General features: G+C 61.6%; 24 protein-coding genes. 10 read left to right on the top strand and 14 right to left on the bottom strand.

What is annotated here, in order from left to right; genetic code table 11:
- Nucleotides 1-28: 28 nt before the first annotated feature.
- From BUB69_RS09330 to BUB69_RS09350, 5 genes are read right to left on the bottom strand one after another with little or no spacing between them, the layout of a single operon-like run.
- Complete coding sequence (locus BUB69_RS09330) at nucleotides 29-1,462, bottom strand: efflux transporter outer membrane subunit (RefSeq protein ID WP_073165071.1); 1,434 nt, start codon at nucleotides 1,460-1,462, stop codon at nucleotides 29-31.
- On the bottom strand, nucleotides 1,459-2,343 hold the full coding sequence (locus BUB69_RS09335) for an efflux RND transporter periplasmic adaptor subunit (RefSeq protein ID WP_073165074.1): 885 nt from the start codon (nucleotides 2,341-2,343) through the stop codon (nucleotides 1,459-1,461). Before BUB69_RS09335 ends, BUB69_RS09330 begins: the two co-directional genes overlap by 4 nt.
- Entirely contained in the window at nucleotides 2,340-2,549 is a 210-nt protein-coding gene (locus BUB69_RS09340) for a DUF1656 domain-containing protein (RefSeq protein WP_024685348.1), read from the bottom strand. The genes BUB69_RS09335 and BUB69_RS09340 overlap by 4 nt, the downstream gene beginning before the upstream one ends.
- Nucleotides 2,546-4,633 (bottom strand): FUSC family protein, encoded by a 2,088-nt coding sequence (locus BUB69_RS09345; protein ID WP_175561680.1) that lies wholly within the window; start codon nucleotides 4,631-4,633, stop codon nucleotides 2,546-2,548. Before BUB69_RS09345 ends, BUB69_RS09340 begins: the two co-directional genes overlap by 4 nt.
- The gene (locus BUB69_RS09350; protein WP_073165077.1) at nucleotides 4,630-5,082 is read right to left on the bottom strand and encodes a MarR family winged helix-turn-helix transcriptional regulator; all 453 of its coding nucleotides are present in this window, start codon (nucleotides 5,080-5,082) and stop codon (nucleotides 4,630-4,632) included. Before BUB69_RS09350 ends, BUB69_RS09345 begins: the two co-directional genes overlap by 4 nt.
- 544 nt (nucleotides 5,083-5,626) lie before the next feature.
- On the opposite strand from BUB69_RS09350, the gene BUB69_RS09355 reads away from it, so the two are divergent.
- Nucleotides 5,627-6,295, top strand: a complete 669-nt coding sequence (locus BUB69_RS09355; RefSeq protein ID WP_073165684.1) for a polysaccharide lyase family 7 protein — start codon at nucleotides 5,627-5,629, stop codon at nucleotides 6,293-6,295.
- A 17-nt stretch (nucleotides 6,296-6,312) separates the two neighbouring features.
- Here the strand turns inward: BUB69_RS09355 and BUB69_RS09360 are convergent, their stop codons facing one another.
- Nucleotides 6,313-7,707, bottom strand: a complete 1,395-nt coding sequence (locus BUB69_RS09360) for a heavy metal sensor histidine kinase (protein WP_073165081.1) — start codon at nucleotides 7,705-7,707, stop codon at nucleotides 6,313-6,315.
- A complete protein-coding gene (locus BUB69_RS09365) occupies nucleotides 7,680-8,375 on the bottom strand; it encodes a heavy metal response regulator transcription factor (protein WP_024685343.1) in 696 nt (231 codons plus the stop codon). The genes BUB69_RS09360 and BUB69_RS09365 overlap by 28 nt, the downstream gene beginning before the upstream one ends.
- Nucleotides 8,376-8,540: 165 nt before the next feature.
- Here BUB69_RS09365 and BUB69_RS09370 point away from each other — a divergent pair, with 165 nt between their 5' ends.
- The 3 genes from BUB69_RS09370 (at nucleotide 8,541) to BUB69_RS09380 (ending at nucleotide 10,620) form a co-directional block, all read left to right on the top strand.
- A complete protein-coding gene (locus BUB69_RS09370; RefSeq protein ID WP_073165085.1) occupies nucleotides 8,541-9,146 on the top strand; it encodes a hypothetical protein in 606 nt (201 codons plus the stop codon).
- Between the two features lie 86 nt (nucleotides 9,147-9,232).
- Nucleotides 9,233-9,853, top strand: coding sequence for a cytochrome b/b6 domain-containing protein (locus tag BUB69_RS09375; RefSeq protein WP_073165088.1), 621 nt, complete (start codon nucleotides 9,233-9,235; stop codon nucleotides 9,851-9,853).
- A complete protein-coding gene (locus tag BUB69_RS09380) occupies nucleotides 9,850-10,620 on the top strand; it encodes a molybdopterin-dependent oxidoreductase (protein ID WP_073165092.1) in 771 nt (256 codons plus the stop codon). Before BUB69_RS09375 ends, BUB69_RS09380 begins: the two co-directional genes overlap by 4 nt.
- A gap of 545 nt (nucleotides 10,621-11,165) precedes the next feature.
- On the opposite strand, the gene efeO (BUB69_RS09385) is transcribed toward BUB69_RS09380, so the two are convergent.
- From efeO (BUB69_RS09385) to efeU, 4 genes are read right to left on the bottom strand one after another with little or no spacing between them, the layout of a single operon-like run.
- The gene (efeO, locus tag BUB69_RS09385; RefSeq protein WP_073165095.1) at nucleotides 11,166-11,990 is read right to left on the bottom strand and encodes an iron uptake system protein EfeO; all 825 of its coding nucleotides are present in this window, start codon (nucleotides 11,988-11,990) and stop codon (nucleotides 11,166-11,168) included.
- 29 nt (nucleotides 11,991-12,019) lie between these two features.
- Entirely contained in the window at nucleotides 12,020-13,330 is a 1,311-nt protein-coding gene (gene efeB / locus BUB69_RS09390) for an iron uptake transporter deferrochelatase/peroxidase subunit (protein ID WP_073165098.1), read from the bottom strand.
- Nucleotides 13,331-13,366: 36 nt separating this feature from the next.
- A complete protein-coding gene (gene efeO, locus BUB69_RS09395) occupies nucleotides 13,367-14,575 on the bottom strand; it encodes an iron uptake system protein EfeO (RefSeq protein WP_073165102.1) in 1,209 nt (402 codons plus the stop codon).
- 8 nt (nucleotides 14,576-14,583) lie between these two features.
- Complete coding sequence (efeU, locus tag BUB69_RS09400) at nucleotides 14,584-15,438, bottom strand: iron uptake transporter permease EfeU (RefSeq protein WP_073165105.1); 855 nt, start codon at nucleotides 15,436-15,438, stop codon at nucleotides 14,584-14,586.
- A gap of 273 nt (nucleotides 15,439-15,711) precedes the next feature.
- On the opposite strand from efeU, the gene BUB69_RS09405 reads away from it, so the two are divergent.
- Nucleotides 15,712-16,383 (top strand): DNA-3-methyladenine glycosylase family protein, encoded by a 672-nt coding sequence (locus BUB69_RS09405; RefSeq protein ID WP_073165108.1) that lies wholly within the window; start codon nucleotides 15,712-15,714, stop codon nucleotides 16,381-16,383.
- On the opposite strand, the gene ampC is transcribed toward BUB69_RS09405, so the two are convergent.
- Both ampC and BUB69_RS09415 read right to left on the bottom strand, forming a co-directional pair.
- Nucleotides 16,380-17,558: a class C beta-lactamase gene (gene ampC, locus BUB69_RS09410; RefSeq protein ID WP_073165112.1), complete on the bottom strand. Its 1,179-nt coding sequence runs from the start codon at nucleotides 17,556-17,558 to the stop codon at nucleotides 16,380-16,382. The two genes, BUB69_RS09405 and ampC, sit on opposite strands and share 4 nt — an antisense overlap.
- A 234-nt stretch (nucleotides 17,559-17,792) precedes the next feature.
- Entirely contained in the window at nucleotides 17,793-18,686 is an 894-nt protein-coding gene (locus BUB69_RS09415) for a LysR family transcriptional regulator (RefSeq protein WP_073165116.1), read from the bottom strand.
- Between the two features lie 72 nt (nucleotides 18,687-18,758).
- Here BUB69_RS09415 and BUB69_RS09420 point away from each other — a divergent pair, with 72 nt between their 5' ends.
- The 5 genes from BUB69_RS09420 to zapE all read left to right on the top strand — a co-directional run bounded on the left by BUB69_RS09420 (nucleotide 18,759) and on the right by zapE (nucleotide 24,549).
- On the top strand, nucleotides 18,759-20,135 hold the full coding sequence (locus BUB69_RS09420) for a CitMHS family transporter (protein ID WP_342744034.1): 1,377 nt from the start codon (nucleotides 18,759-18,761) through the stop codon (nucleotides 20,133-20,135).
- Entirely contained in the window at nucleotides 20,136-21,497 is a 1,362-nt protein-coding gene (locus tag BUB69_RS09425; protein ID WP_073165123.1) for an acyclic terpene utilization AtuA family protein, read from the top strand.
- Complete coding sequence (locus BUB69_RS09430; RefSeq protein ID WP_073165127.1) at nucleotides 21,494-21,817, top strand: AtuA-related protein; 324 nt, start codon at nucleotides 21,494-21,496, stop codon at nucleotides 21,815-21,817. Before BUB69_RS09425 ends, BUB69_RS09430 begins: the two co-directional genes overlap by 4 nt.
- 123 nt (nucleotides 21,818-21,940) lie before the next feature.
- On the top strand, nucleotides 21,941-23,386 hold the full coding sequence (locus BUB69_RS09435; protein ID WP_073165685.1) for a SulP family inorganic anion transporter: 1,446 nt from the start codon (nucleotides 21,941-21,943) through the stop codon (nucleotides 23,384-23,386).
- Nucleotides 23,387-23,433: 47 nt separating this feature from the next.
- A complete protein-coding gene (gene zapE / locus BUB69_RS09440) occupies nucleotides 23,434-24,549 on the top strand; it encodes a cell division protein ZapE (protein WP_073165131.1) in 1,116 nt (371 codons plus the stop codon).
- Between the two features lie 3 nt (nucleotides 24,550-24,552).
- On the opposite strand, the gene rarD is transcribed toward zapE, so the two are convergent.
- Complete coding sequence (gene rarD / locus BUB69_RS09445) at nucleotides 24,553-25,437, bottom strand: EamA family transporter RarD (RefSeq protein WP_073165134.1); 885 nt, start codon at nucleotides 25,435-25,437, stop codon at nucleotides 24,553-24,555.
- Between the last annotated feature and the right edge of the window lie 38 nt (nucleotides 25,438-25,475).

A 25,475-nucleotide genomic window follows, 5' to 3' on the forward strand; every position in this document is an offset into this window, starting at 1 on the left:
ATTCAGGCGTCGAGCGAATGCAGGGCGGTCATTTGACCGCTACGTCATCCTTCTCCCATCCCCCGCCCAGCGCCAGGAACAGGTTGATCTGGCCCATGGCAACCTGAGTGTTGGCTTCGGCCAATTGGGCGCGCACCTCGGTGTAAGTGCGGGTGGCCTGCAGGTCAGCCAGGAACGAGGCGCGGCCGGCCTGATAGAAACGGTGAGTCTGATCGGCGGCTTCCTTCGCCGATTGCTCGGCGTCTTTCAAGGCGTCGCGGCGGTCGAGCAGGGCGGTGTACTGGGCAAGTCCGGTCTGGGTTTCGCGGATGGCGTTGAGCACCACGCCGTCGAAGCGGGCCAGCGACGCTTGCGCCGAGGCTTCGGCCTGATGGATACGGGCGCGTGAGCCGTTGGACGGGATGGTCCAGCTCAGCAGCGGCCCGAAGCCCCAGCGATTGGCCGCCGGTTTGCCCAGGTTCTCGATTGTGCCGATGGTGCCGATGGTCGCGCCGATGCTGATGTCCGGGTACAGCTCGCCGGTTGCGACGCCGATCTGCGCCGTGGACATCGCCAGATGCCGCTCCGCCTGACGAATGTCCGGCCGGCGCTTGAGCAGTGCCGCGCCATCGCCCACCGGCATCACTTGCGCGATGTGCGGCAGCTCGTTGCAGGTACTGACGCCTGCGGGCAACTGTTCGACAGGGCTCGCCAATAGCATCGACAGGCGAAACAGCGCTGACTGACGCTGCGCTTCGTAGCGGGGCAGCTCGGCGCGCAGGGATTTGAACTGGGTCTGCGAACGCGTCACCTGGGTTTCATCGCCACGTCCGGCGTCGCGCAGGCGTTGATTCAACTTCACACTCTGCTGTTGCAGGTCCAGCGACTCACGGGCGATGTCGTGTTCTTCGTTGGCGGCACACACCTGCGTGTAAGCGCGCACCACGTCCGCGACTACGGTGATGCGGGCCGTGTCCATCGCCGCCTGACTGGCGTCGACGTTGGCTTGCGCGGCTTCGATACCACGCTGCAAGGTGCCGAACAGGTCGAACTGATAGGACGTGGTCAGGCCGATATCACCCACGTTGGCCACCGGCACTTTCTCAGGCAGCAAAAAGGCTTCACCCGACTCTTGCAAGCGCTGCGCGCCGACTTTTGCGCTGTTGGTAAAGCCACCTGCGGCCTCAGCCTCGGCACCTTGATAGCGTGAGCGTTGCAGGTTGGCGGCGGCAATGCGCAGGTCGGTGTTGGATGCCATGGCCTGGTGCACCAGCTCATCCAGTTTCGGATCCTGATACAGACGCCACCAGTGCGCAGGCACCGGTGCCGAAACGGTGTTCACCGATTGACCTGCCAGCTCGCCCTGCAAGTCCGGGCGGTTGATCGCGCCGTCCTTGGGTAACTCATAGTTCGGGCCGACCATCTGGCAGGCCGACAGCAGGGTGCCCAAACCCAGCACCATGAGGCGAGATGCCCGTTTCATCGCGTGGCCTCCCGGGTATCTTCGATGATCGATACGGTTGCCGTACGTCCAGCGATCATGCGGAAGTCCTTGGGTACATCGTCAAAGGCGATCCGCACCGGGATCCGCTGCGCCAGTCGTACCCAACTGAACGCTGGGTTGACGTTGGGCAGCAGGTTCGAGCCGCTGGTGCGGTCGCGGTCTTCGATACCGGCGACGATGCTGACCACGTGACCGGTCAGCCGCGCGTTGTCGCCGATGACCCGGATGTCCACGCCCTGGCCGACATGAATGCCGTCCAGCTTGGTCTCCTCGAAGTAACCGTCGATGTGGAATGACGCCGCATCGACCACCGACAGTACCGGGCGGCCGGCTGTGACGAATTCATGCTCACGAGGCGCGCGGTCATTGAGATAGCCGTCCACCGGGCTCTTGATCACCGAGCGATCCAGGTTCAGTTGTGCGGCGTCCACCGCCACGCGAGCCTCGCCCAGCGCTGACAGCGCACGGGCTTCGCGTGACTGGCTTTCTTCCAGTTGTTCGCGCGCTACCAGATTGCCCAGCCCACGGTTGCGCTTGTTTTCGCGACGAGCCTGTTCCCAGGTTTCCTGGCGTTCGGCGACGGTGGCCTGAGCCTGACGTAATGCGAGGCGGAAACGGTCCTGGTCGATGGTGAACAGCACCTGGCCTTTATGCACCGGCTGGTTGTCGGAGACATCGACCTTCTGGATCAGCCCGGACACGTCCGGGGCAATCTGCACGACGTCGGCGCGAATGTGGCCGTCGCGGGTCCATGGCGCGTACATGTAGTACATCACCATGCGCCAGACAACGACGGCAGCCAGGGTCACTACCAGCAGGGTCAGGACCACTCGGCCCAGAGTCAGTATCGGTTTTTTCATGTCATCAGGTATCGACTGAGAGTATCCACGGCGCCGAGCAACAAAGCGTATAGACCTACGTTGAACAAAGCCCGGTGCCAGACCAGGCGGTAGAAGTGGGCGCGCGACAGCACGGCGTGCACGCCGAGAAACACCAGATAAGCGATGCCCATCATGGCCAGAAAGGTGGGGATAAAGATCCCGCTGATGTCCAGATCGCCGATCATAGAGGCGCTCCATCGATGTTGTGCGGCAGTTGTTCAGTCAGTTCTCCGGCGACCGTGACGATTTCCACGCCCGGCAGCAGCGCCAGGCGCAGGCCGCTGAGCGCGTGCAGCAGGTGCACGCGGGCCGGGTTGTCGCCCATGTCCTGATCGGTCAGCGAACGGCGTGCGCGGTCCATCAGCATCAGCAGGCCACGGGGCGCGGGAAGGCGCTCGCCAGCTTTGGTGCAGTGCCGGAAATAGCCGCTGACTTCGTCGATCACCTGGCGCAGCAGCACTTGAGCCTGTGGTGTCGCGCGACGGGTGTAGGCCAGCAGGTCGAGCATGTTCAGCGCGACACGCAGCTCGCGCAGTGCAATGCCGGTGTCCTGCGCGGTGAGCGTCAGGCGCGGCAGTTGCTGCATCAGACGATCGAGCATCTGCACGCCCATGCGTCGGTGTTCGGCCAGCGTCGATTCTTCGCTGAGGCTGGCGATGTCGCGCCAGCTGAATCGGGTCAGGCGCTTGACCGCCAGATCCACGCCGAACGGACGGAACACCAGCGTCCAGATGAAGGCGAACAGCAAACCCGCAGGTCCTGCGAGGTTGGCATTGAGAAAATTCAGAAAGTCCGCATCGTAGGCGCTCTGGATGCTGATGAAGGACGAGGTGTTGACGATGGTCAGCAGCGTGCCGAGAAAGAAGCGAGGCTGAACGGTCAGCGTGCCGACGCAGATGAATGGCACCGAAAACGCCAGCACCAGCATCGCAAAGTCATGCAGGTTGGGCAGCACCACGAACAGGTACAGGCTGGCGAACACCACTGACAGCATGGTCCAGAAGAAGAACCGATAGATCTGCGGCGCGGGGTCGTCCATGGCGGCGAAGAAGCTGCACGACACGGCCGCCAGCGCCACGGCACTCGCGCCGTCTTTCCAGCCCAGCAGAATCCATAGCACCGAGGCGACGATGATTGCCAGTACGGTCGAGGCCACCGAGTAGAGCATCAGGCCACGGTCGAGAAACGGCGTGAGGCGACCCAGACGCCAGTGGCGATAGACGGCGCGCCACTGGGACTGGTCGTCGGTCTTGATCGCGAATTGCAGCGTGCGGCAGTCATGCCACAAATCGATCCATTCGCCCAGACGGAACAGCACGTTAGAGAGCAGCAGTTGATCGCGATCGTCCAGCTGTGCAGAGCCTGGTTGCAACCGCTCCATTGACCGATGTAATTGCTGCCACTGTTCCTGCTGAGGGGCGTCGGCGGTGTTTTGCAGCCAGGTGCGGGCCTCCAGCAGCACGGGCGACAGGCTGGCAAGCAGCTCTGGCCTGCGACGCTCCAGCGCCCAGAGCGCGTCGTCGAGGGCATCGATGACGGGCAACAGGTGAATCATACGTCCGCGCAGTTCATGAGCATTGCGTACGGTTTGCTTGCGCGCGCCTTCGTGGCTCAGTTGGCCGATCATCATTTCCAGCGAGTTGAAGCTGGCGACCATCGAGTTGCGCAGTGTGCCGATCTCTTCAGGGTTACAGGTGCGGCTCAGGAAGTGGTCGCTGTAGCTCGACGCATCGGCGAACCACTTTTCAGTTGTGGCCTGAAACACCGGGGCGAGGCGTCTGGGCCAGAACATCGCACCGACGACAGCCGCACAGATGATGCCCAGAAAGATTTCTTCGGTACGTGACACCGCGATATCGAATACCGCCTGCGGGTTGTCCACCACCGGCAGCGAGATCAGCGGCAGGGTGTAGCCGGCCAGCATCAGCGCGTAGCTGTTGGCGGTGCGCAGGTGCAGGGACAGAAACAGCAGCGTGCCCGTCCACAGCCCGACGACTATGGCCAGCAGGAACGGTGTCTGCACGAACATCGGCACCAGCAGCACCGACGCCGCAGCTCCCGCCAGCGTACCGGCAGCACGATACAGCGCCTTGGAGCTGGTCGGGCCCACGAACGGGCTCGATACGATGTACACGGTGGCCATCGCCCAATAAGGACGGGGCATTTCCATCAGCAGCGCGATGTACAGCGCCAGCATTGAGGCACCGAAGGTGCGCACGCCGTAGAACCAGTCGCGTGCGGGCGGCACGCTGGAGAAAAATCCGTTCACGCCTGCGCCCCCTGGTCAGCGCGGGCAGACTCGGAAAAGGCCTGGAATACACGCAGCGCGGCTTCCAGGTCGCCAGGCGCCACACCTTTCAATACATCAGCACGCAGACGTGTCAGCTCGGTTTCGATTGATCCGGCCAGTTCGCGGCCTTTTACCGTCAGGCTCAAAGCCTTGGCGCGACGGTCGTTGGGGTCTTCGGTGCGACAAACGATGCCAGCCTTACACAGCTGATCCAGCAAACGGACCAGGGTCGGGCTTTCCATACCGGCTGCATGGGCGACTTTGACCTGATGCACGCCGTCACCCAGCCGCGCGATGGCCAGCAGCGGCCCGGCACAGGCTTCGGAAATACCGTAGGTGGCCAGCGTGGTCTGGCAGTTGCGTCGCCAGTGGCGTGACGCTGCAACCAGACCGCTGCTGATCGCCCGATGAAGCGCATCGACAGACATCTAAAGCACCAGGAATTTAGTTAGGAACAATATTGTTAGTGAGGATATTAATAGCTTGCTAACTAATATCTCGTAACAAGTTATTGCAGTCAACCGGAAATTGCCGAACGGGGTGTTTCGGCGCGAGGCAACCGCAGGCGCAAAGGATGTCAGTTGCCATACCGCGATGAGCGGTCGTGCGGAGTAAGTAAAAAGCCCGAAAAGTTCCTTTTCAAAGAAGATAATCCCGACCGTTCGTCGGTATCTTGTTCTCTGATCAGTTGTTTTTTGAACGGACTCTCCAAAAAAATGGCGCGGTGCCGAGAAGATCAGGTCCGTGTAAACCGACGCTTACAGGTCAGAGTGGGTTGGCCACTCAATCCCGAAAAATGACATCAATATAATGGCATTGGCAACGATTAGACGGTTTATTGGCGTCATAGGTTTGTCGTTCGTATTTAAAAAATAAACGATTCAGCCGATAGTCTGGTTGAACCGAACGGGCCGAGGCGCCCGTTCCAGAGCCCTTCTGCTGATGCGCATCGCGCACCCTGCGAGCAACGCCATGATCGACCTTGCCACCTGGAATCTGTCCGTCCCTGTCGGGACGCCTGCAACCATCATCGAAACCCCGAAATTGATGAAGGGCTATCAGGATGGTTATTTCCGCTCCGGCGATACGCTGTTTTTCTGGGCACCGGTGACCGGTTCCACGACGGAAAACGCCAAGTATCCGCGTTCCGAGTTGCGCGAAACGACGGCTGACGGCAGGGCGTTCAACTGGAACTACTCCAGTGCCGACAATTTTCTGCGTGCCACGCTGGAAGTTGATCAGGTGCCGTCGACCGGCAAGATCGTGATCGGTCAGATTCACTGCTACCAGAGCACCGAGCCGCTGCTGAAGGTGGAGTACCAATACAAGGAGAAATTGAAGACCGGCAACATCGTCGCCAAGTTTCGCCGCACCCCGGACGCGGAAATCGAGGTCATCACTATCGCGCAGGGCGTGCCGCTCAATGAGCGCTTCAACTACAGCATCAACCTCACACCGTCGGGCGATCTGACCGTCAACGCGTTCAACGCAGTGTGGTTCGCCAAGCTCGACCCGGCGTGGAGCACCAAGCTGTTCTACTTCAAGGCCGGGGTCTACACACAGGACAACACGGGCTACAACACCGAGGGTGGTTCGGCGACTTTCTACAAGCTGGCCATCGCCCACGAGAAAAAATCGTAACCCGGCCTGTCCTTGCGTCAGTTCGCCGGGAACACCAGGCTGAAACAGATGCGCCCGGCGGCGGGTTGTGCCACTTCGACCCGACCGCCGTGCAGGTGCATGATCGCCGCGACAATGGCCAGCCCCAGGCCATTGGAGTCCGAGCGCTGATGGCGTGAGGCGTCGCCGCGATAGAAACGGTCGAACAGACGCGTCAGACTGGCGTGCGGCAATACCGGTCCCTGATTTTCCACCTGCACGTGCCAGTGTCCTTCCAGGGCAACGACCCGCATCAGGATCTCGCTGTTTTCGTCGGCATAGCGAATGGCGTTGGCTACAAGATTGCTCAGCGCCCGGCGCAACAGGATAGGGTCGGCCAGCAGTGCGCCATGGCCGCTGGGGGTGAGGGTCATGCTGCGCTCTTCTGCCAGCCCTTCGAAATAACCGGCCACCCTGTGCAATTCATCATTAAGGTCCAGCGGTTTGCGTTCAAGCGCAGCCTGGGCTTCATCGGCGCGGGCCAGAAACAGAATGCTTTCCACCAGCCGCGAAATCCGCTCCAGCTCTTCCAGGTTGGAGGCCAGCAGCGCCTGGTATTCATCGGCGCTGCGGTTCTGGCGCAGCGCGACCTGACAATGCCCCATCAGCGAACCCACGGGCGTGCGGATCTCGTGCGCCAGGTCGGCGGAAAACTGGGTCAGGCGGCGATAGCCATCGTCCAGTCGGTCGAGCATGGCGTTGAAGGCATCGTTCAACTGTTGCAGTTCTACCGGCGTGTCGTGGCTGTCGAGTCGGCTGTGCAGGCTGGCCGGCGTGATGGCGGCCGCATGCGCTGCCATCCTGCGCAACGGCCGCAGACCGCGCCGTAACAGCGCGTAACCCAGCAGCGCCGTGACCAGAAACGCCAACGCCACGGCCGCATAGATACGCTCGCGGAAGGTCGCGAGCATGGCCATTTCCTTGACCATCAGGTGCGCGGCCTGCAAGCGCACTTCGACGCCGTTGGACATCACTTGCACGGCCGCCGCACGCAAGGGCACGCCTTGCAGGCTCATGCCGCTGCGCAGGTCCTCGACGCGTAACGGCTGATCCTGAGCCACGGTCGGCAGCTCGGGCAGGGGAGCGCGCTGCGGGTTGACCGAAATCACCGGCGGCTTGCCCGGCTCGCCAATGATGAAGATGTCTTCTTCGCTGTCGAGCATGTTTTCGAACAGTTGCGGGCTGCCCTTGAGGTTGTCCATGGTCAGGTCGTAGCGCAGCAGCTTGCGAAAGTGATCCAGGCGCGCCAGCACCGCGTGGTCGGAACGCTGCATTACGGTCTGCTCCATCGACCGGTACAGGTAAAGGCCTGCGCCGCCGACCGTGAGCATTGCCACCAGCGAGAAGGCCAGGGTCGAACGCAGGGTCAGGGAAGGTCGGCGTCTGCGCTGCATGGCCGCACCTCGCACACGTAACCGATGCCGCGCACGGTATGGATGAGTTTGGTCGGGTAGGGCAGGTCGATCTTGCTGCGCAGGCGTTTGATGGCGACATCCACCACGTTGGTGTCGCTGTCGAAGTTCATGTCCCAGACCTCCGAGGCAATCTGAGTACGCGACAGCACATCGCCTTCGCGACGCAGGAACAGATGCAGCAGGGCGAACTCCTTGTTGGTCAGCACGATGACTTGTTGCTGGCGCGTGACCCGGCGACGCAGCAGGTCCAGTTCCAGATCAGCCAGATGGAAATGATCGGCCTCGCGCACCACACCACGGCGCAGGATGGTGCGGATGCGCAGCAGCAGTTCGGTGAACGAGAACGGTTTGACCAGATAGTCATCGGCACCCAGTTCCAGCCCGCGAATGCGGTCCTGCAATTGATCACGCGCGGTCAGAAACAACACGGGCACGTCCTGTCGGGCACGCAAAACTTCGATGATCTGCCAGCCGTCGATGCCAGGCAGCATCACGTCGAGCACGATCAGGTCGTAGCGGTTTTCCAGCGCCAGGTGCAGACCGTCGGCCCCGTGCTGGGTCCAGTCGACCTTATAGCCGGATTCGCCCAGGCCTTTCTTCAGGTACTCCCCGGTCTTGGTGTCGTCTTCGATCAGAAGGATATGCATCGTGATGTCCGCTACGCTCTGCAGGCGCCCTCAGCGCCGATGCCGAAGTCTAACCAGTTGCCGGTGAGGTGTCCGGCGAATGACAAAAATGTCATTGCCTGGTCATTCTGCGGTGCCGGTAGCGGTGCAAAGATGCGTCCAGTCCCCTCTGCCAAGGAATTACCGATGAAGACTGCACTGTCCACTACGTTCGGCCTGTTGCTGCTCAGCGCCGCTGTCATGACCCAGGCTGCCGACATGCCGGTGGTCAAACCGATGCGCGGCACTGTCGACAGCCTCCAGGCCGACACCTTGAATTTCACCACCCGCGCAGGTCAGCACCAAAGCATCCAGTTGACCGACAAGACCGGTATTCGCCTGGTCTCCAAAGCCGACCTCGAATCCATCAAGGCTGACAGTTTTGTCGGCTCGGCCGCCATTCCCCAGGCCGACGGCACGCTGAAAGCGCTGGAAGTGACCGTTTTCGAAGCCAGCCTCAAGGGCAGCGGCGAAGGTCACTACGGCTGGGAAAACGCCGATGGCAGCACGGGCACCATGACCAACGGCACGGTTGGCACACTGTCCAAGGCCAACGGCCGCACGTTGACCGTCCAGTACAAGGGCGGCGAGAAGCAACTGGTCGTGCCGCAAGACGTGCCGATTGCCTACGTTGAGCCAGGTCAGCGCAGCGAGCTGAAAGCCGGTGCCAAAATCGTGCTGTTCCCGGCCGATGACGGCAAGTCGGCGCGCGGTGTTGCGGTCGGCAAGGATGGTTTCACCCCGCCAATGTAATCGCACCTGACGAGCGTAACGGCAGGCGACTTCGGTCGCCTGTCTGCCTTGTCATCCTGCAGCGCCTCACGGTGAGGAATATCACGATGAAAACCCGCCCGATCCATCCCTGGCCGGTGCGCCTCACGCACTGGGTCAACGCCGTGGGCATGGTCTGCATGTTCATGAGCGGCTGGGCCATCTACAACGCATCGCCCCTGATGCCGTTCACCTTTCCCAAATCCCTGACCCTCGGCGGCTGGCTGGGCGGTTCCATTGCCTGGCATTTCGCGGTGATGTGGCTGTTGGTCATCAATGGCCTGATCTATGTGCTGTATGGCGTGTTCAGCCGGCACTTCAAGCGTGACCTGCTGCCGGTGCGTCCCGGCGAAGTGAAGCGCGATGTGGTCGACGCTCTACGTTTCAGGCTGGCTCACATCAAAGGTCAGTACAACGCCGTGCAACGCCTGATGTACTGGCTGGTGCTGGCGATGGGTGTGCTGGTCGTGGTGTCGGGCCTGGCACTGTGGAAACCGGTGCAGTTTCAGGAACTGGCCAGTCTGCTGGGCGGTTATGACGTTGCCCGCTGGGTGCATTTCGGTGCCATGACGGCCATCGGCGCGTTTGTCGTTGTGCATCTGGTGCTGGTGTTGCTGGTGCCCCGAACCCTGTTACCGATGATTACCGGCGGCCGCCAGCCGAACGAAGAGAGAGCTGCCAAGCCATGAATGAACCACGCAAACGCATGACCCAGCGCATTCGGCTCGAGCCTGCGCAACAGACGCAGTTGATCGACATCCAGCGTCGTTCGTTTCTGCGCGCAGGATTGACAGTGGGCGCGATGTCGATGCTGACCGGCTGCAACCTGCAGGACGGTGATCAGGTCGACAAGGCGCTGTGGGCCATGTCGCGCTGGAACGACCGGGTCCAGGCCTGGCTGTTCAGCGGCCAGAAACTCGCGCCGACCTACACTAAGGCGCAAATGACCAACCCGTTTCCGTTCAACGCGTTCTACCCCGAGTACAACGTGCCCGAGCTGGAGCTTGCCGATTATCGTCTGGCGGTGTCCGGGCTGGTGCGTGACAAACAACCCTGGACAATCGAGGCGCTGCGCAAATTGCCGCAACGTACGGATATCACCCGCTTGATCTGCATTGAAGGCTGGAGCGCCATAGGGCAATGGGGTGGTGTGCCGCTGAGGACGTTTCTCGAGTACATCGGTGCAGACACCACGGCACGGTTTGTCGGATTCAAATGCGCCGACCGCTACTACTCAAGCCTGGACATGCCCACCGCGCTGCACCCGCAGACCTTGCTCGCGCTGGACTTCGGTGAAGTGGCCCTGCCACCTGATTATGGCTACCCGTTGCGCGTGCGCGTGCCGACCAAGCTGGGGTTCAAGAACCCCAAGCACATCGTCGAGATCTTCGTCAGCAACGAGAATCCCGGCGGGTACTGGGAAGATCAGGGGTATAACTGGTTCAGCGGGATCTGAGGGAGATCGCTGTGTGGTGAGCAACTGCTACGTTCGCCTGGAACAGGATGCACGCCCATTCGGCGCACTCTTCGGATACACATGTCTGGAAGACGCGAAAACGCGGCGAAAGCTAAAGCGTCTGAATGAATGCGTACCCGTGGGAGGCCTCACCACGTCTTCGACGTAGCGCTGTCGCGCAGCAAACTCAGTGGGAGCGGACCGGGCGGCGTTCCGCTTGTCCGCGAAAAGGCCATTACATCCGACGAATATTCATCGACTGAACTACAGCATTCGCGGACAAGTCCGCTCCTACAAAATCCGTTACTCAATGCGTTACAGGTTGTTTGATAAGAGGCGGCTTGCCGGCGCAGGCGTCAGTTCAGTCACTGATGACTAGCTTCAGAAAAAGCATCGCCGGCAAGCCGCCTCCCACAGTCCGTTGGTCGCAGCGAGACGGGTGTATAACGCTGAGCGCGGAGCATGGGCACGATCAGCAGACACACGATCGTTCCCACGCGCCGGCGTGGTCATGCCTCTCAGGACGCTACGTCCGCCGCTGAATGTCAGTTCAAGCCCAGCTTGCCGCGCAGGGTCGAGAGGTCTTCGGCCAGGGTGTTGACCGGGCCGACCAGGGCCTTGCGGTCGTTTTCCTTGACCTTGTCGTAGGTCTCAAAGCCACCGTCCTTGGTCTTGTACTTGGCCAGGATCTTGTCCACGGTCGCAAAGTTTTTGTCGACCTTGCCGGAAAACGCCTTGTCCTGCTGTTCGATCTGCGGACGGAACAGGTCGACGATTTTCTTCGCGCCGTCGATGTTGCCCTGGAAGTCATACAGGTCGGTGTGGCTGTAGCGGTCTTCTTCGCCGGAGATTTTGGTTGCCGCGACTTCTTCCAGCAGTGCTGCTGCGCCACCGACCACTTTCTCAGGCGGGAAGGTCAGGTCGGCCACGCGCTTTTCCAGGTCCTTGACGTCGCTCATCAGCTTGTCGGCGATAGGGCCCTGGTCCTTGGTGGTGTTCTGCGAGAACAGTGCGTATTCCAGGCGATGGAAACCGGTGAAGTCCTCAGCGCTCACGCCTTGTTCATGGTCGTCGACGCGTGAGTCGATGGAGGCGTCCAGGTCGCTGAACAGCTCGGCAATCGGTTCCACGGATTCATAGAACACGCGTGTCGGCGCGTACAGCTTTTTGGCGGTCGCCAGATCGCCTTTCTTCACGGCATCGGTAAATTTCTGCGTGTGGCTGACCAGCTCTTCGATGTTCTCGGTGACGTAGATCTTGTAATCCGAAACCGGGCCTACCAGATCCAGCGGCGCCGTGGCGGCGAAGGCGGCCAGCGGAGTCTGGAGCAGGCCAAGGGTCAGCAGCAAAGCCAGAGGCGTCTTTTTCATGGTTCTCTTCCGGGTGGGGAGGTTGAAGGTCATGCGGTTTTGGAGGTCGAAACGGCCGCCAGCAACGAGCGTCCGATGAAGTCGTTGTCGTCGGTCACGCCTGGCAGGGTGAAGAAGTAGCCGCCGCCGACCGGCTTGAGGTATTCCTCAAGCGGTTCGCCATTGAGGCGGTTCTGCACAGTGATGAAGCCCTTTTCCAGATCGGCCTGATAGCAGATGAACAGCAGTCCCATGTCGAGCTGACCGTTCTTGTTCACGCCGTTGGAGTAGTTGAAAGGACGACGCAGAATCAGGTTGCGCTGGGTCTCTGCGGTCCTCGGGTTGGCCAGGCGGATGTGCGAATCCAGACGGGTTTTCTTGCCTTCCGGGTCGGCGGCGTAGTTGGGCACGTCGGTCTCGACCTTGCCGTCCATGGGCGCACCGGCGCTCTTGGTGCGGCCGAAAATCGACTCCTGCTCCTGCAGCGGCGTGCGGTCCCAGCGCTCGACGAAATTGCGGATGATGCGTACGGCCTGATAACTGCCGTTGGCCGCCCAGGCCGGTTCGTCACTGCCCGGTTGCACCCACACCAGCTCATTCATGGTTTTCTGATTGTTGGAATCCGGGTTGGCCGAGCCGTCCCGGAAACCCAGAAAGTTACGTGCGCTCTCGGGCGGCTGACCGGGTTTTTTCGGTGCCTGAGGCGGAACAGTACCTTCCTGTTTCCAGCGCACCAGCAACAGGTCGGGCAGGTTCTTGACGATATCGCGCAGCGCATGGATGTTGCTGTCGGCGGTATTGGCGCAGAACTGGATGCTCAGGTCGCCGTGGCAACTGGCAGGTTCCAGCGCATCGTTGGGGAAACCGACCATGCGGCTCAGGCGCCTGGGCTTCACGTCTGTCAGGCCGAAACGCTCATCGAACAGTGACTCGCCCACCGACACGGTAATGGTCAGGTTGTCTGGCGTGACGACCGGTCCGAGGATGCCCGAGTCCAGTGGCGGCAGTTTTGGATCGACATCCGGCACCGGGCCACCGGTCATCAGGAAGCTGATGCGCTCGTTCAGGGTACGGAACAGGCGCTCGAGATCTTCACGATCAGCCGCCAGCACATCGAAGGCCACGAACATGCCCGAAGCCGGGCGCGGGTTGACGATGCCGGTCTGGTGCACGCCGTGGAACGTGTTGCGATCCTCGGTCTTCTCGCTGTTCGGCGCTTCGGTGACTTGCGCAGGCGCTGCGGCCAGTACGTTGCCGCTCAGGCTGCTGCCAGCCAGTGCGGCCCCGGCAGCGCCGAGGCCCATCAGGACGCGACGGCGCTGAATCGAAGCAGGGGCATTGTTGGCGTCAGGGTTTTTCATGGTGCAGTACTGTGCTCCTGAAGTTCAGAATTCGGTTCAGAGCCCGGACAGGCCGAGTGCCGGGTCGATGGTGTTCAGCGCGTCAGCCAGTTTCGCCGCCTTGCTCGCGATCTCTTTGCGCAGCCCGGCATCGACCTGGTCGTAAGGGCGATAACCTTCGTCGTTTTTCAACGCGTCCAGGGTGGTGTCCAGGTCGGCCATTGCCGCATCGATGTTCTGCAACTGCGTGCCCGCGCTTTTGCTCAGCAATGGACGCAGCAGATCGACCACCTTGCGGGTGCCGTCCAGGTTGGCAGCGAAGCCATTGAGGTCGCTGTGGCTGTAGCGTTCTTCTTCGCCGTTGCTGCGCACGTCGGCCAGGCTGCGCATCGTGCGGGTGACGATGGCCGCGAGTTGCTCCGGCGCCAGCGACTGGGCCAGCAGTTGTTGCTTGAGTTGGGTGACATCGTCCTGCAGGCGCTGCGCCACCGGGCTCAGGCCCTCGACGCTGTGCTGCTTGAACAGCCCGTACTCGATGCGGTGGAAGCCGTTGAAGCCTGGGTCCTGTTCGCGCTTTTCGTAGTAATCGGCGCGAGCGTTGATGGCGTTGTCCAGCTCGGCCAGACGTTGCGCGGCGGGCGCGATGCGCTGGTAAATGGCGCGGGCCGGCAGGTAGGCCGCTTGTGCGGCGCTCAGGTCGCCGGCGTCGATGGCCTGCTGCAGGGTGGTAACGGCCTTGATCAGCGCCGAACCCTGCAGGCTCAGGTACACGCGGTACTCGGACAGCGGGCCAATGAAGGCGGTCATCGACGGTCGCGCCTTGGCTTTGGCGTCGGATTCGGCGGTGGGCGTCACATGCAGGGTGCCGCGCGGGTTGCTCAGCAGGCCGCAGGTGATCGCGTAATCGCCGGGCGCCAGATTGGCGTTGATGATCTGGCTAAGTCCGGGTGCGATGTTTTCCCGCTCTTCGACCACCAGCACGCCATCGAGGATTTCCCATTCAACGGCCCGCTCGGATCGGTTGACGATGCGGAAGGCGTTCTTGCCCGCCGCCACGGTGAGCGCATTCGGCTCGCAGTTGTGGGCGTGAATGTTGACCACGGTTTCAGTACCAGCATTGGCGGCGCGCTTTTTGGCAGCCGTCTGCGAGGCGTAGTAGAACAACCCGCCTGCGGCGATCGTCAGGATCACGGAGCCGGCGACTGCCAATCGCAGGACACGGGGAGGCCGGGCTTTCTCGGAAAGCCCTGAGGGACGGTTCGACATGGGGGCCCTTATTCGTTCGTCACGGAAGATGGGTGTTGCTGCACGGGTTTGCTGGCCGTCGGGGCGTGCGGCAGGAAAAACAGCAGCAGCGCACCGATCAGGTAAATGAGGTAGACACTCAGGGTGCTGACGGTCGGTGCATCCTGATAACCAAACATGCCCGCCAGCACCGAGCCAGCGGGGCCGTCCATCGGCAGCCAGGCGCTGATGTCGAAGACCACGTCCTGCAAGTGGTTCCACACGCCCGCTTCATGCAGGGCTTGCACCGAGTTGGCCAGAACTCCGGCCGCCACGATCAGAATGAACAGACCGGTCCAGCGGAAGAACAGGCTCAGGTTCAGGCGCATGCTGCCGCTGTAGATGGCCACGCCGAACGCAACGGCCAGCAGCAGGCCGAGCAGCGCACCCAGCGGAGCGCCGGAGCCTTCGCTCTGCTGAAAGACGGCAAGCAGGAAAAAGACTGTTTCCAGACCTTCGCGGGCCACGGCGAAGAACACCATGGCGATCAGCGCGTAGGTCTGGTTTTTCGAGCCGGTGAGGGCGGCGTCCAGCGATTCATGCAGCGCATGCTTGATGGAGCGCGCCACCTTGCGCATCCAGAACACCATCGAGCTGAGAATGCCCACGGCAATCAGGCCGACAATGCCTTCGAACAGCTCCTGCTGCTTTTGCGGAAACTCGGCGCTCATCAGTTCCAGACCGCCGCCGACGAACAGCGACAGCGCAGCGGCCAGGAACACGCCTATCCACACCGCAGGCATCCACTCGCCGCGGCCGGTCTGTTTCAGGTAACTGGCGATGATGCCAACGATAAGCGCGGCTTCGATGCCTTCGCGCAACATGATCAAAAATGGAACGAGCATATTTCACCGGGTTGAGACTGGGGGTGAACGTGTTTCGACACGTCTCGGCCAAAGGTAATGGCCTGACATAATGCGTAACATAATGATACTCATTCTTGAATGGGGATAGTTGTTTTTTGTCTGAATTTAGTTTTTGCGATGTCGTTCAGGCGATGTTCAGGTTTTTCCGGCACGGCGATGGAACGCCAGAATGGGCCTCGTGTTTGCAGAAATGGCCGTCGCTGCTGCACAGTGCTGCTCGCCTGCGCCTGCAGATCTTCTGGAAAAAATACGATGTCAGCCGAACCCCACACATCCTCGCGAATCGCCCATGGGCAAGCCGTTGATGCGCTCAAACGCATCGATGCACGTTGGCAATCGTTGATTGAACAGGTCGGCCCGTGCCTGCATCCGGTCACTGCTGCTCAGGACCCGTTTCAGGCACTGGTCAAGGCTGTCGCGTATCAGCAATTGCACGCCAAAGCGGGCGACGCGATGGTGATGCGACTGCGTGCGTTGTTTGCAGGCCCGGGTTTTCCCGAGCCACAGCAACTGGCTGAACTGGACGATCAGCGCTTGCGAGGCTGCGGATTCTCGGCCTCCAAGTGCCGGGCGATCAAGGCCATCGCGGCTGCCAGGGTCAGCGGTACGGTGCCGGATGTGGCCGAGGCCATGCTTATAAGCGACGAAGAGCTGATTGCTCGCCTGGTACAGTTGCCGGGCGTAGGCCGCTGGACGGTCGAGATGATGCTCATCTACGGGCTGGGCAAACTGGACGTGATGCCCGCCAGTGATTTCGGGGTCAGCGAGGGCTATCGGCGGCTGTATGGCCTGGACGTCAAGCCCACGCCCAAGGCCATGACGACCCTCGCCGAACGGTTCGCGCCGTTTCGAACCGTTGCGGCGTGGTACCTGTGGCGGGTGCCCGCGGATTTTGCGGCCGGTGATCGGGACCCGGAGGTCTAGCGTTTACAGCCCTGGCACTGCACCTGATCGAGAATCTGATACGCCAGCTTCACGCGCGCCTCATTCGGATAATTCTTGTTGGCCAGAATCACAATGCCCAGTTGCTGCTGGGGAATGAACGCCACATAGCCGCCAAAGCCATTGGTGGAGCCTGTCTTGTTGACCCAGGTGTCGGGCAGCGCTTCGAGGGGCGGGTTGATCGGCTCGGCTTTATGAGCTTGCAGCACCATCGTGCTTGCGTTCCCTTCAAGCAGAGTCTCCAGCTTCACCGGCATCGGGTATTGCTCCCAGATCAGGTCCTGGGTCATCGCGCCCACCTTGAAATAACCGGTTCGGGTGTTCTTGAGGGCGTGTTGCAAAGGCGCGTCGTACTGATCTGCGCCCAGGTTGGCCTGGACAAAACTCAGCACATCGCGGCTGCTGGATTTCACCCCGTAAGCCTCGGATGCCAGCACGCCGGGGTTGACCCTGACCGGTTCATCAAGCTTGTTGTAGCCCTGTGCATAGCGCGACATTTGCTCCTGAGGCACCGTAAGGTAAGTGCTTTTCAGGCCCAGCGCCGGAAACAGGCGCTGCTGCATGGCGTTGTCGAAGGGCATTTTCATGCTGCGCGCCGCAACCAGCCCCAGCAGCCCGACGCTGGGGTTGGCGTAGCTGCGGTGAGTGCCGGGCAAGTACTCGGGTTGCCAGGCCTTGAAGTACGCCATCATCTGTCCGGCAGTCTGGACCTTGTCCGGGAACTGCAGCGGGAAGCCACCTGCGGTGTGCGTGCCCAAGTGGAAAACCGGCACCTTGCCCAGGCGTGTGTCGCGCAATTGCGGTACATAACTGTCAATGCTGTTGTTCAACGACAACTGCCCGGTGGCCTGTGCCCAACTGGCCAGGGTCGCGGTGAAGGTCTTGCTGATCGAGCCCAGTTCGAACAGCGTGTCAGGGGTGACGGGCTGACCGGTTTCCTTCGACGCATTGCCGTAGGTGAAGAATTGTTGCTGACCGTTATGGGTGACGGCAATCGCCATGCCGGCGATGTCGTTTTCCTGCATGACCTTGCTGGCCGCGTCTCTTACGAACGCGTCAAGTTTCGAAGTCTGCTCCTCGGCAAGCGCCAGCGAAGAGGTCAGGGTGAGGCTGGTCAGCAGCAAGGTTCGCAACGACCGCGTTTGATTCCATTGCATGAAAGCATTCCTTGTTTTTAGAGGGTAGTTCTGTTGTTTGTGCAGTACTGAAGAAGCTCCCAATCTGTGGGAGGCGGCTTGCCGGCGATGAACGATGATGCGATTTTCCTGATACACCGCGTCACGGTCCATCGCGGGCAAGCCTCCTCCCACAGTCCGGTGTTTGCCGCGCGACAGCGCTAAAACGAAGACGTGGTAAGGCCTCCCACAATGTTGTGTTTGCCGAGACGTGACTCAACAGGCACCTCTGCTCAAAACCTCTCTCATTACCTCCACAAACCGTCCGGCCGCGGGGCTCAAGGTCTGGCCGGTGCGGGTGATCAGGCCTATTTCGCGGCTGACGCCCGGGTGGTCGACGGGCACTTGAACGGTGTCGGAGCGGCCCTCGTCGGCCGACTCCGGCAGCAGCGTCATGCCCAGGCCCTGACGCACCAGCGCCAGTACCGTGGACATGTAGTTGGCCTCAAGACCTGGCACCAGGGCAAGCCCTTCGTCGGCGAACAATTGCTCGACACGCTCACGCACACTGCTGTCGCGCCCGGTCAGAATGATCGGCTGTCCCGCCAGATCGGCCAGGCTGACCGAGGAACGATCAGCCAGCGGATGAGTCCGTGGCACGAACAGCCGCAGCCGATCCACCATCAGCCTGTCGAAGTCCAGCCCGTGGCCCATACGCGCGCGAACGCCGAGGCCGAAATCCACGTCGCCTTCGCGCACCAGCGTGTCGATGCGCTGCGCCACCACATCGCGCAGGCGCACTTCGATGCCGGGAAACCGGGCGCGAAACGCTCTCAGGATGATCGGCAACGTGCTGGAACACATCGAGGGCAGGGCGGCCAGCGTCACCACGCCGCGGCGCAGTGCTGCCAGGTCCCTTGAGCCACTGACGATGTTGTCCAGGTCCAGCAGCAGTTTTTCCATGGGCTGCAGGTTGTTCTGCCCGGCGGCCGTCAGGCTGACATGGCGAGGGCTGCGTTCCAGCAGCGCGACGCCCAGCCATTCCTCAAGTTGCTGGATCTGCACGGTCAGGGCCGGGGGGGAGAGGTTCAGTTCCACTGCCGCCCTGGAAAAACTGCCGCTGTGGGCGACGGCCAGGAACGCGCGGATGTGCTGGATGGCGTTTTTCATGGGCGGTTAAAGCTCGGCATCAATGTTCTGTTTTTTGGAATGTGAGGCATTGAACATTTCAATTTACAAAGCATACCCCCGTTTCGATACTCGTTGAAAACAACAACAACTCGTCCCGCCGCCTGCCGGTCAGGGATGACACAACGGGACCTACCCATGCTCGCCATCCTCGGTGTCATTACCATCCTGTGCCTGCTCGCGGCTGTCATGAGCAAGCGCCTTTCGCCTCTGGTTGCCCTCATCGCACTGCCTATCATGGCGGCGTTGATCGGCGGCTTTGGTCTGCAGACCAGCGCCTTCATCATCACCGGTATCAAGAACGTCGCCCCGGTGGTCGGCATGTTTGTGTTCGCCATCCTGTTTTTCGGGGTGATGACCGATGCCGGCATGCTCGACCCGATCATCGACCGGATCCTCAAGGCCGTGGGCACGCGTCCGACACGGATTGTCATGGGCACTGCGCTGCTGGCATTGCTGGTCCACCTGGACGGATCCGGGGCAGTGACCTTTCTGGTGACCATCCCGGCGATGCTGCCTCTGTATACCCGGCTGGGCATGGACAAACGTATCCTGGCCTGCGTCACGGCCATGGCTGCAGGCGTCAACTTTCTGCCCTGGACCGGGCCGGTACTGCGCTCATCTGCGGCCTTGCACGTACCGGTTGCAGACCTGTTTCAGCCGCTGATCCCGGTGCAGATCGTGGGCCTGGCATTTGTCTTCGCCAGTGCCTGGTTTCTGGGCCGTCGTGAAGAGCGGCGTCTGGGCCTGGGCGCAGGCGCGCAGGTGGACGTGGTGCCCAAGCGGGTGCTGACCGAGCAGGAAGAGGTGCTGCGTCGGCCGCGTCTGTTCTGGGTCAATCTGCTGCTGACCCTTGCGGTGATGGGCGTGATGATTTCCGGGGTGGTCGATCCGGTGGTGATGTTCATGCTCGGCACGGTCGTCGCGCTGAGCCTCAACTACCCCAACGTCGATGCCCAGCGCAGCCGCATCGACGCCCACGCCAAGACAGCGCTGACCATGGCCAGCATCCTGCTCGCAGCGGGGGTCTTTACCGGCATCATGCAAGGCACCGGCATGCTCAAGGCCATGGCTGAAGTGGCGGTGCATCAGATCCCGGCAGGCCACGGCAAGTTGATTCCGATGGTGGTGGGCTTCATCTCCATGCCGTTGAGCCTGTTGTTCGACCCCGATTCGTTTTATTTCGGCGTCATGCCGGTGATCGCCGAGGTCGGCAAGGCGCTGGGAGTCGACCCGCTGCAAGTGGCTCAGGCCTCGTTGCTGGGCGTGCACACCACCGGTTTTCCGGTCAGCCCATTAACGCCTGCAACCTTTCTGCTGGTAGGGCTGTGCAAGATCGAACTGGCCGATCACCAGCGTTTCACCATCCCTTTCCTGTTTGCAGCTTCGGTCCTGATGACCCTGACTGCCATGCTCCTGGGAGTGTTCTGAATGAAAACCCTGCGCATCGGCTCCGGTGCCGGTTATTCCGGCGACCGTATCGAGCCTGCCGTTGAACTGGCCGAGCACGGCGAGCTCGACTACCTGATTTTCGAATGCCTGGCCGAGCGCACCATCGCGCTGGCGCAGCAGGCCCGGCTGGCTGACCCGAGTGCCGGGTACGATCCGTTGCTGAGCGAGCGCATGCGTCGCGTGCTGCCTTTTGTCGGTCGCTCTGCCGGCGGTGCTCGACGATTGCGGGTCATCACCAACATGGGCGCCGCCAACCCGTTGGCGGCGGCCCGGGAAGTGCGGCGTATCGCTGCCGAGCTGGGATTGTCCGGGCTCAAGGTCGCGGCGTTGACCGGCGATGACGTACTCGCGGCGTTGCAGACCGATGCATCCAGAGCACTGGACAACGGTACGACGCTGGCTGCATTGGGCGAACGACTGATCTCTGCCAACGCTTATCTGGGCGTCGAGGGCATCGTGCAGGCACTTGAGGCCGACGCCGATGTGGTGATTACCGGACGTGTCGCTGATCCATCGCTGTTCCTCGCACCCCAGGTGTTCGAATTTGGCTGGGCGGTCGATGACTGGACGCTGCTGGGGCGCGGCACGTTGGTCGGCCATCTGCTCGAATGCGCCGGGCAGATCAGCGGCGGTTACTTTGCCGATCCCGGTTTCAAGGACGTGCCGGATCTGGCGCGGCTGGGTTTTCCGCTGGCCGAAGTCGACGCATCAGGCCATGCGATTATCACCAAGGTGGCAGGCTCGGGCGGACGGATCGACACCGCCACGTGCACCGAGCAACTGATCTATGAGGTGCATGACCCGGCGGCTTATCTCACGCCAGACGTCAGTGCCGACTTTTCCGCAGTCAGTTTCCAGACAGAGGCGAAGGATCGTGTGCGGATTGCCGGGGCTGGAGGGCAAGTGCGACCCGAGACCCTGAAAGTGTCGGTCGGTTACCTGGACGGCTGGATCGGTGAGGGGCAGATATCCTACGGCGGGCCAGGCGCAGTGGCACGTGCGCAACTGGCGCGGGACATTGTGCTGGATCGTTTGAGGCTTATGGGCGTGATCGTTGAAGACCTGCGTGCCGAGTTGATCGGCGTCGATGCCCTGCATGGCAGCGAGCTGGGTTCACGCGCGGACGCAGAACCGTGGGAAGTGCGCCTGCGAATTGCCGCGCGCTGCGTTGCGCGCAGCGAGGCGATTCGTGTCGGCAATGAAGTGGAAACCCTGTACACCAACGGTCCTTATGGCGGTGGCGGGGCGACCAAGGCGGTTCGCCAGGTGGTGGCGGTCGCTTCATTGTTCGTGCCGCGTGATGCGGTCGATCCGATGGTGCATCTGGAGGATTCAATATGAGCGGTCCCGTCAAATTGAGAGCGCTGGCCCATTCACGGACCGGCGATAAGGGCGACACCTCGAACATTTCGGTGATTGCCTACCGTGCTGAAGACTACGCGCGGCTGTGCCAGACGCTGACCGTTGATCGGGTCGCCGCTTATTTCGCACAATTGCTCGATCCTGCCGCCGCCCCCATCCAGCGTTACGAACTGCCCAATGTGCATGCCCTCAATTTCGTGATCCCCGGCGTGTTGCGGGGTGGTGTCACCCGCTCACTGGCGCTGGATGCTCACGGCAAAGCGCTGGGCGCAGCATTACTGGACATCGAAATCGCCTGAAAACCGCCTGCCAATGCGCTGGCTGAAACCTTGCAGCGGTGGCCGATAGGGACGCGTTTGCGTAATATGCCCCCTTTTTTCGCACTGCTGCGGGTTATCTCGCAGACGCCGTTCAGGTCACTCATGAAGACAATCCGTATACGCGCCGAAGTCCTGGCAGGGCTCACGACCTCTTTTGCGCTGGTGCCCGAGTGCATCGCGTTCGCACTGGTCGCGCACCTAAATCCCCTGATGGGCCTCTACGGCGCGTTCATCATTTGCACGCTCACCGCGCTGTTCGGCGGTCGACCGGGCATGGTCTCGGGTGCCGCAGGTTCGATGGCAGTCGTCATCGTGGCGCTGGTCGTGCAGCACGGCGTTCAGTATCTGCTGGCGACCGTGTTGCTGGGCGGTCTGTTGATGATCCTGTTCGGGTTACTGCGGCTGGGCAAGCTGGTGCGGCTGGTGCCTTATCCGGTGATGCTCGGCTTCGTCAACGGCCTGGCCATCGTCATTGCCATGGCCCAACTGGAACACTTCAAGGTCGGCGAAGCCTGGCTCAGCGGCACGCCGTTGTACGTAATGCTGGGTCTGGTCGCGTTGACCATGGCCGTGGTCTATGTGCTGCCGCGTGTGACCCGCGCTGTGCCGCCCGCGCTGGTGGCGATCCTCGGCGTCGGGCTTGCGGTGTATTTTCTTGATCTGCCAACGCGCACGCTGGGCGACATGGCCCACATCGCGGGCGGCCTGCCGATGTTCAACCTGCCGGACATTCCGTGGAACCTGGACACCCTGCGCATCATTGCGCCTTACGCCATATTGATGGCGCTGGTTGGCCTGCTGGAGACCCTGCTGACCCTCAACCTGACGGACGAAATCACCGAAACCCGTGGCTACCCGGACCGCGAATGCGTGGCGCTCGGCGCGGCCAACATGGTGTCCGGTGCGTTCGGCGGCATGGGCGGTTGCGCGATGATCGGCCAGACCGTCATCAACCTCAGCTCCGGTGGCCGGGGTCGGGTGTCCGGCGTGGTGGCGGGCATGATGATCCTGATGTTCGTGCTGTTCCTGTCGCCGCTGATCGAGCGCATACCGCTGGCAGCGCTGGTGGGTGTGATGTTTGTGGTTGCCCAGCAGACGTTCGCCTGGGCCTCGTTACGCGTGCTGCGCAAGGTGCCGGTGAACGACGTGCTGGCGATCATCGCCGTCACCGTGGTCACGGTGTTCACTGATCTGGCGACGGCCGTGCTGTTCGGCATTGTCATCGCGGCGATCAATTTCGCCTGGCAGCAAGCCCGCGAGCTCTACGCCGACAGCCATATCGAAGCCGATGGCAGCAAGATCTACCACGTGCACGGCACACTGTTCTTCGCCTCGACCACGCCGTTTCTCGACCAGTTCGATCCGGCCGAAGACCCGGCGCAGGTCACGCTGGATTGCCGTCACCTGAGCTTTGTCGATTACTCGGCCATCGCGGCCCTCAAGACCCTGCGCGAGCGCTACACCAAGGCAGGCAAACACCTGCGCGTGGTGCATTTGTCCGAGCGTTGCAGGCGGCTGCTCAAGCGCGCGGGCGTGCAGCACGCCTGAACCTGTATATGCTGAGTGTCTTTTCTGCTGCCAAAGGTGTGTGATTGATGGACGCCATGTCTCCTCTGGATGCTTACGAACGTGCGGTCCAGCGTGGCTTTCAGCCCGATGAGGCGCAATTGCAGGCGGCCCGGCAACTGCAGGCCTGCTACCTGGCGCTGGCCGAAGCACGTGGTCGGGCGCAGGGTGTCTATCTGTGGGGGCCGGTGGGGCGTGGCAAGACCTGGCTGATGGACCGCTTCTTCGAGAGCCTGACTGTCCCGGCCAGGCGTCAGCACTTTCATCACTTCATGCGCTGGGTCCACAAGCGCATGTTCGAGTTGATCGGTACCTCGCAACCGTTGACCGTGGTGGCCAGAGAGCTGGCCCGTGACGTGCGGGTGTTGTGTTTCGACGAGCTGTTCGTCACCGACATCGGCGATGCGGTGATTCTTGGCGGCCTGTTGCAGGTCATGTTCGAAGAGGGCGTGGTGCTGGTCTGCACTTCCAACCAGCCGCCCGAGCAGTTGTACAGCCATGGTCACAATCGCGAGCGCTTCATGCCGGCAATTGTCGCCATCCAGAAATACATGAACGTTGTCGCGGTCGATGGTGGCGAAGACCATCGGCTGCATCCCGGCCAGTTGCATCAGCGTTATTGGGTCGCCGAAGCCGGACGTCCCAGTGCATTGCAGGGGATCTTCGACGCGCTCAGCGCCGGCCAGCCGGTGCATGATTCACAAGTCATGCTTGGCTATCGCAGCATCAATGTGGTCCAGCACTCGGATACGGCGGTGTGGTGCCGTTATCGCGACCTGTGCGAACAGCCGCTGGCGGCGATGGATTTCATTGCCCTGTGTGACCGCTTTTCAGTGATCCTGCTCAGTGAAGTGCCGTCCCTGAGCGCCGCCCAGCGCGAATCGAAAATCGCCCGTGGCACTGAGGATGGCGTGGAGCAGGTGGCGGCGGGGGATCGTGAGCTGCCGCAGTTGTCACCTCACGATGACGGCGTGCGGCGCTTCATCGCGTTGGTCGACGAGTGCTACGACCGACGCATTCCGCTGTATGTCGAAGCCGCTGTGGCAATGGACGAGCTGTACACCGAGGGCTATCTGTCGTTCGCATTTCGCCGCACCCTGAGTCGCCTTCAGGAGATGCAACTGGAGCGTTTCACCGAGCATTGAGGCTCAGGCCGCATCCCGGCGGCGCTGGGCCAGCATGTGTTTGGCACCTTCCAGAATCAGCACGCCCACCGCCAGCCAGATCGGAATGTAAGTCAGCATCTCGTCACGGCTGATGCTTTCGCCCAGCAGCAGTGCGACGCCCACCAGCAGCACCGGCTCGACATAGCTGAGCAGCCCGAACAGGCTGAACGGCAACAGGCGGCTGGCGATGATATAGCTGACCAGCGCCGAGGCGCTGATCACGCCTAACAGCGGGATCAACAGGTACAGCATGGGCGTCTGTTGAATCGCCATCGGATCGCCGCGGGTGATGAACCAAAGGCCGATGGGCAGCATGAACAGCATGTCGAACCACAGCCCGCCCAGGTTATCGGTCTTGAGCTTGCGCCGTAGCACGAAGTACAGCGGATAGCCTCCAGCGACCAGCAGCGTCTCCCACGAGAAACTGCCCAGTCGCCACAGCTCATGGCCCACACCGATCATTGCGAAAGCGGCCGCGACCTTCTGCAGGTAAGACAGGTGTTCGCCGTACACCAGTCGGCCGGTGAGAATCATGCTCAAGGGCAGCAGGAAATAGCCCAGCGACACTTCAAGACTGCGGCCGTGCAGTGGCGCCCACATGAAAATCAGCAACTGTGCGCCCAACAATACGGACGACAGCAGCAGCCCGAAGAACAGCGCCGGTTGTTGGCGCAGCCTGGCTGCGAGCGCATGCACCAGCTTCCAGTCGCCGCTGATCACCATGAACAGTGTGGCGCAGGGCACGGTCAGCAGCATGCGCCAGCCAAAGATTTCCTGGCCGTCCAGCGGCTTCATCAGCGACGTATAGAAATACATGACCCCGAACAACACCGACGCGAGGACCGACAGCACGACACCTTTGTACACAGCGGCCTCTTTGTGGCATTCAGGAAAAGGAGCTGCCC

Origin of the sequence: Pseudomonas asturiensis (genome assembly GCF_900143095.1) — a bacterium.
In the GTDB taxonomy this organism is placed as follows: Bacteria; Pseudomonadota; Gammaproteobacteria; order Pseudomonadales; family Pseudomonadaceae; genus Aquipseudomonas; species Aquipseudomonas asturiensis.

Excerpts from the sequence above, each read along its gene's own strand:
- BUB69_RS09330 (WP_073165071.1), bottom strand. The coding sequence starts at position 1,462 with ATGAAACGGGCATCTCGCCTCATGGTGCTGGGTTTGGGCACCCTGCTG.
- BUB69_RS09335 (WP_073165074.1), bottom strand. The coding sequence starts at position 2,343 with ATGAAAAAACCGATACTGACTCTGGGCCGAGTGGTCCTGACCCTGCTG.
- BUB69_RS09340 (WP_024685348.1), bottom strand. The coding sequence starts at position 2,549 with ATGATCGGCGATCTGGACATCAGCGGGATCTTTATCCCCACCTTTCTG.
- BUB69_RS09350 (WP_073165077.1), bottom strand. The coding sequence starts at position 5,082 with ATGTCTGTCGATGCGCTTCATCGGGCGATCAGCAGCGGTCTGGTTGCA.
- BUB69_RS09355 (WP_073165684.1), top strand. The coding sequence starts at position 5,627 with ATGATCGACCTTGCCACCTGGAATCTGTCCGTCCCTGTCGGGACGCCT.
- BUB69_RS09360 (WP_073165081.1), bottom strand. The coding sequence starts at position 7,707 with ATGCAGCGCAGACGCCGACCTTCCCTGACCCTGCGTTCGACCCTGGCC.
- BUB69_RS09365 (WP_024685343.1), bottom strand. The coding sequence starts at position 8,375 with ATGCATATCCTTCTGATCGAAGACGACACCAAGACCGGGGAGTACCTG.
- BUB69_RS09370 (WP_073165085.1), top strand. The coding sequence starts at position 8,541 with ATGAAGACTGCACTGTCCACTACGTTCGGCCTGTTGCTGCTCAGCGCC.
- BUB69_RS09375 (WP_073165088.1), top strand. The coding sequence starts at position 9,233 with ATGAAAACCCGCCCGATCCATCCCTGGCCGGTGCGCCTCACGCACTGG.
- BUB69_RS09380 (WP_073165092.1), top strand. The coding sequence starts at position 9,850 with ATGAATGAACCACGCAAACGCATGACCCAGCGCATTCGGCTCGAGCCT.
- efeO (WP_073165095.1), bottom strand. The coding sequence starts at position 11,990 with ATGAAAAAGACGCCTCTGGCTTTGCTGCTGACCCTTGGCCTGCTCCAG.
- efeB (WP_073165098.1), bottom strand. The coding sequence starts at position 13,330 with ATGAAAAACCCTGACGCCAACAATGCCCCTGCTTCGATTCAGCGCCGT.
- efeO (WP_073165102.1), bottom strand. The coding sequence starts at position 14,575 with ATGTCGAACCGTCCCTCAGGGCTTTCCGAGAAAGCCCGGCCTCCCCGT.
- efeU (WP_073165105.1), bottom strand. The coding sequence starts at position 15,438 with ATGCTCGTTCCATTTTTGATCATGTTGCGCGAAGGCATCGAAGCCGCG.
- BUB69_RS09405 (WP_073165108.1), top strand. The coding sequence starts at position 15,712 with ATGTCAGCCGAACCCCACACATCCTCGCGAATCGCCCATGGGCAAGCC.
- ampC (WP_073165112.1), bottom strand. The coding sequence starts at position 17,558 with ATGCAATGGAATCAAACGCGGTCGTTGCGAACCTTGCTGCTGACCAGC.
- BUB69_RS09415 (WP_073165116.1), bottom strand. The coding sequence starts at position 18,686 with ATGAAAAACGCCATCCAGCACATCCGCGCGTTCCTGGCCGTCGCCCAC.
- BUB69_RS09425 (WP_073165123.1), top strand. The coding sequence starts at position 20,136 with ATGAAAACCCTGCGCATCGGCTCCGGTGCCGGTTATTCCGGCGACCGT.
- BUB69_RS09430 (WP_073165127.1), top strand. The coding sequence starts at position 21,494 with ATGAGCGGTCCCGTCAAATTGAGAGCGCTGGCCCATTCACGGACCGGC.
- BUB69_RS09435 (WP_073165685.1), top strand. The coding sequence starts at position 21,941 with ATGAAGACAATCCGTATACGCGCCGAAGTCCTGGCAGGGCTCACGACC.
- zapE (WP_073165131.1), top strand. The coding sequence starts at position 23,434 with ATGGACGCCATGTCTCCTCTGGATGCTTACGAACGTGCGGTCCAGCGT.